Annotated in this window: 7 protein-coding genes; 3 read left to right on the plus strand and 4 right to left on the minus strand. The window is 47.8% G+C overall.

Features of this window, described 5'->3' with window-relative positions; translation table 11 throughout:
• Positions 1-901: AAA family ATPase (locus KDK14_RS03980; RefSeq protein WP_257263726.1), on the plus strand; the 901-nt coding region annotated here is incomplete at its 5' end.
• Between the two features lie 190 nt (positions 902-1,091).
• A complete protein-coding gene (locus KDK14_RS03985) occupies positions 1,092-2,030 on the plus strand; it encodes an L-lactate dehydrogenase (RefSeq protein WP_257263727.1) in 939 nt (312 codons plus the stop codon).
• Positions 2,031-2,215: 185 nt separating this feature from the next.
• Here the strand turns inward: KDK14_RS03985 and erpA are convergent, their stop codons facing one another.
• From erpA to KDK14_RS04005, 4 genes are all read right to left on the minus strand, one after another.
• On the minus strand, positions 2,216-2,569 hold the full coding sequence (gene erpA, locus KDK14_RS03990) for an iron-sulfur cluster insertion protein ErpA (protein ID WP_257263728.1): 354 nt from the start codon (positions 2,567-2,569) through the stop codon (positions 2,216-2,218).
• Positions 2,570-2,668: 99 nt separating this feature from the next.
• Positions 2,669-3,118, minus strand: coding sequence for a polymer-forming cytoskeletal protein (locus KDK14_RS03995; RefSeq protein ID WP_257263729.1), 450 nt, complete (start codon positions 3,116-3,118; stop codon positions 2,669-2,671).
• Complete coding sequence (locus KDK14_RS04000; RefSeq protein ID WP_257263730.1) at positions 3,090-3,860, minus strand: DUF6776 family protein; 771 nt, start codon at positions 3,858-3,860, stop codon at positions 3,090-3,092. Before KDK14_RS04000 ends, KDK14_RS03995 begins: the two co-directional genes overlap by 29 nt.
• Entirely contained in the window at positions 3,820-3,999 is a 180-nt protein-coding gene (locus tag KDK14_RS04005; protein WP_257263731.1) for a hypothetical protein, read from the minus strand. The genes KDK14_RS04000 and KDK14_RS04005 overlap by 41 nt, the downstream gene beginning before the upstream one ends.
• Before the next feature lie 69 nt (positions 4,000-4,068).
• Between KDK14_RS04005 and KDK14_RS04010 the strand changes: the two genes are divergently transcribed.
• Positions 4,069-4,458 (plus strand): CDP-alcohol phosphatidyltransferase family protein (locus tag KDK14_RS04010; protein WP_257263732.1); only part of this gene is annotated, 390 nt, incomplete at its 3' end.

The raw sequence follows: 4,458 nt of genomic DNA on the forward strand, positions 1-4,458 counted from the left end.
TGCCGAAAAAATTCATGAAAAAATGATAGTTCGCAAAATTCGGAAAAGTGCCAACCTGGAGTGCAAGGATTTATCCCGTGGTCATATGCTCTTTACGGGCAATCCCGGCACTGGAAAAACCATGTCTGCCAAGCTGCTAACACATATTTTGTATGAACTTGGAATAATAAAAGAAAACAAATTCGTTAGCGCTGATCGATCCAGCCTGGTTGGACAATATGTTGGTATCACGTCGATCAAAACCGAGGAACTGTTCAATTCAGCAGAAAACGGTGTACTGTTCATCGATGAAGCATACAGTCTCTTCAAGCCAAATACAGGCCATGATTTTGGTCCTGAAGCCATCGAAAAATTATTGCTCCTGCTGGAAGACCCTAAAACAAATACATTAGTCATTCTGGCCGGATACGATAAGCAGATGGAAGAATTGATTAAATCTAATCCGGGTTTTAAATCCAGAGTACCAATAAAGATACATTTTGATGATTACAGCGATGAGCAATTAATCGAGATATTTCAAAAAATGTGTGATAAAAACGGTTATCAGCTCTCTGACGATGCCTTCACTGTTTGCAAAGAAAAATTATCAGACATCAAAAAACATGAGGGTGAGCATTTTGCCAATGCTCGAAGTGTCAGGAATTTTTTTGAGAGTGTTCAATCTGCCCAAGAGTCTCGGCTAGCTAAAGAATTTGGTGTGCATTTTGATGAGACGCCACCATTTGATGGGACGGCACAAGAGGACCCTGCAACTGCTCAAGGCGCAGACTCGGATCATCTCACTATAGACGTAAAACAGTTGATGGAGTTTTCCGCATCTGATTTGAAAGTAGCTGCAAAGGATCATCAAGATCAGTCTGGATCTCATGATCCAGAAACATGGAGGAACATATATGGCTAACGGGCGAAGCCTCACCATCCCGGCAAAACATCATCAACAACAGGTATCCTGACCCATTTTTGCGCTGAAGACGATTGATGTTATAGGGCTATTCCTGGTTTATTATGTAAAAGTCATAACACACTCTCCATTTTCTTGAGGTATGCGCTTGTTGTTACCAGAGCATACTTCAAAGACGCAGGCACTCACCATGGATACGAATAAAATTGGCATTATCGGCACAGGTTTTGTTGGTATGGCAGCAGCCTATTCACTGTTTCAACAAAAACTGGCCAATCACATCGTTCTTGTGGATAACAACCACGACAGAGCCCATGGCGAAGCACTTGACTTGATGCATGGTCAGCCACTGGTCGGGCGATGCGAGGTCACTGCCGGTGATTTTGCCAGCCTGAAAGACGCAGGCACCATCGTCATCTGCGCCGGTGTCAGTCAATCCAGCCCGGATGAAAGTCGGCTGCACTTGCTGCAGCGGAACATCAAAGTGTTTGAAACCATCGCCAGAGAGCTTGACCAACATGCACCCCAAGCCATGTTACTGATTGCCAGCAACCCGGTGGATATTCTTACCCAAGCCATGCAAAGCCTGAGTCATCGCCCCGATAACCTGGTCATTGGCACCGGAACCCTGCTGGATACATCCCGCTTTCGAACCCTGCTTGCTGATTACTATGATGTCTCACCCCAATCCATTCACGCTTATATTCTTGGAGAACATGGTGACTCTGAAGTGCCGGTATGGAGTTCCGCCGCCATTGCCGGGCTTGGCATCAAAGGCAACAGGATTAATGGTCGTGAATACAATTGCGAAGCCCTGGCAGACATTGTCACCAGCGTCAGAAAAGCCGCTTACGAGATCATTGCCAACAAAGGCTACACTAACTGGGCTATCGGTCTGGTGATTGCCTACATCATTGGCATGGTACTGAATAATCAGCGCAGTGTTCTTCCGGTAACGGTCCGGCTAAATGGCGAATACGGCATTAACGATATCTGTCTGAGCCTGCCAGCCATCATTGGGAGTGACGGAGTGGAGAATATTATTGCCCCTGAACTGGATGAGGGGGAGCTGGCGGGCATTCAACACTCGGCAAACACCCTTAAAGCCTCAATGGGTCAATTGATATAAGCTCCCGCTTTCACCACCCGGGATCAGGAAAGATACATAACCCTGGCCCGGATATTTCATAAACGTGCACCCGATCTCGCTTGTCCTTGCCGTGAAAATATTTTACTTAACCATTTTTCATCCCTGAAATATTTTCACGCGCCATGGGTGTTTGTGGTTCCAAAAGTCCTGTTCAGGCTATTGGTTTATATCGAGAAAGAAGAGCCACAACCACAGGTAGACTTGGCATTCGGGTTATTCACCAGAAAGCGAGAGCCTTCCAGTCCCTCTTCATAGTCAATCTCTGCGCCCACCAGATACTGGTAACTCAGGAAATCAACCACAACAGCGGCGCCATCTTTGATAATCAGGGTGTCATCATCCGAAAGGTTGTTATCAAAGGTGAAGCCGTACTGAAAACCGGAACAGCCCCCACCGGTGACATATACCCGAAGCCTTTGATTTTCTTCAGTCTCATCTGCCAGCAATTCATTTACCCTGCGGGCGGCAGCTTGTGTAACACTGATTGGCTCAGGTATCACTGTTTCTACTACGCTCATTGACCCTCCAGTGCCGTCGTCTTGGCTCAGGGCTACCACTGATAACGATCCGTCATTTATTCATTAGCGGCCTATTATCAGAGCAACCAACTGTTTCAGTCAACTATCCGCTGCTGCAATCACTTCAGCTACGGGCAGCTCTTCGCCAGAGCGCTCCAACAGAGGCTGAGATTCGTCAGGCACACCATTGGCGTGATGCTCAAGACTGCCATTGACCTGAGACCCTTTGACCATTTCTATCACGTTGTAAAACACATTACCGGTAATCACCGCCCTGGAAGCAAGCTCCAGATGCTCTTCAGCAAACACATTACCACGCACGCTACCATCGACCACCACACGCTGGACACGCACATCACCTTCCACACTCCCATTATGAGCAATGGTCAACATGCCCTGATCTGCTGACACATTACCTTTGACACGTCCTTCGATATGCACGGAACCGGAAAAGTGAATATCGCCGGTAATGGTTGTCTCTGACGATATAAGCGTCGTACTGCCATGTTTATTGGCGACGTTACCCGCTGTCTTGCTCTTGCCGAACATCCGCTAACAGCTCCTTATCCCATTGATAAATCTGCTCAAAACTCTGTTTGATTCCGCTGGTAATCTGCACCGTAACCCTGATCTCAGAAGGATGAAACCCTTCCGGTACAGTGAAGTCAAGATACTCTCTGTCACTGGGCAGAGCCTGAAAGTAGCGAAATCCCAAACGTGTAATAACCTGATCAGATGCTATCAGCTTCTGCAGCGGTATGGTCTGTGCCATGCCATCTTTCTCGCCAATCAGGGATATCGACAGGGTTCCTTTCAGGAACGGGTTACTTCTTGCCACTTGGGAAAGCACCAGCCGAAGACGGTACTGACCGGATGCCTCCCCCTCAAGTAAACTGAAGCCTGCCACCCGCACACCGGTGGACATGTCCTCCGGAGCCAGAATACTCTTGAAAAAGGTCAGCTCTTTATGCAGCTGCTCTTTCTCTTCCTCAAGCTGTTTTACTAACAAGCGGACATTATTCACCGCTTCACGGTCCATTTTGCTGGCACTTTCCAGAATGCCCACCCGCTGCCGGAGTTTCATGTTCTCCTCCTGCAACACTCTGGCGTTATTCTCCAGATGGATATTCTGTTGCCGAAGCCGGGCCAGGTTCAGGCTTGCATGGTTCCCCCCATACCAATAGGCAAAACCACCCAGCAAAGCAATAAATAACAATAGAAAAATTCGAATTAACTGATCTCGTTTCGGGTCATGGCGTATAACCCTGAGTTTGCTGCTGTCGGGATGCAAAGCTATCCACCTTTTCCTGACTGTAAACCAACCCCTGTTCATAAGAACCAAAGAGCCTGCAATCTTCTTTCAACAGCGCAGCCTCCCAGGCCGCTGTCTGACCGGAAATAATGACTACGCGAATTAAAACGGCAGGCAATAACTTAACCACGGGACTATACACAAGCCAAAAAAACATAACAAACTTGCGCTGTACCCATAAACATCCATGGTCGAACAGCTGCAGAAGCAGTTTGGCACAGGAAAGTGCCAGCGGTATGATGCAGTTATTCCGTTCATCAACCCTGCCATCTGTTCTCACATGATCGATAAATGGACAACCTCACTTATCCAGCCACCGTTAAGATTAGCTGCGCTGCAGTTGCAACATTATGGCATCACTCCGAATCAGGTAACCATCACCGGTTTTCTGGTGGGCATGCTGGCAGTCCCTTTGCTGGCCTTTGAGTTCTACTCACTGGCCATGGTGCTTATTCTTGGCAACCGGATACTGGACGGTCTTGATGGGGCACTGGCCAGACTCGGCCACCCCTCAGACGCCGGGGGATTTCTCGATATTACCCTGGATTTTATTTTCTATGCAGCCATTGTTATGGGG

It is taken from the genome of Endozoicomonas sp. ONNA2 (assembly GCF_024606365.1).
In the GTDB taxonomy this organism is placed as follows: Bacteria; Pseudomonadota; Gammaproteobacteria; order Pseudomonadales; family Endozoicomonadaceae; genus Endozoicomonas.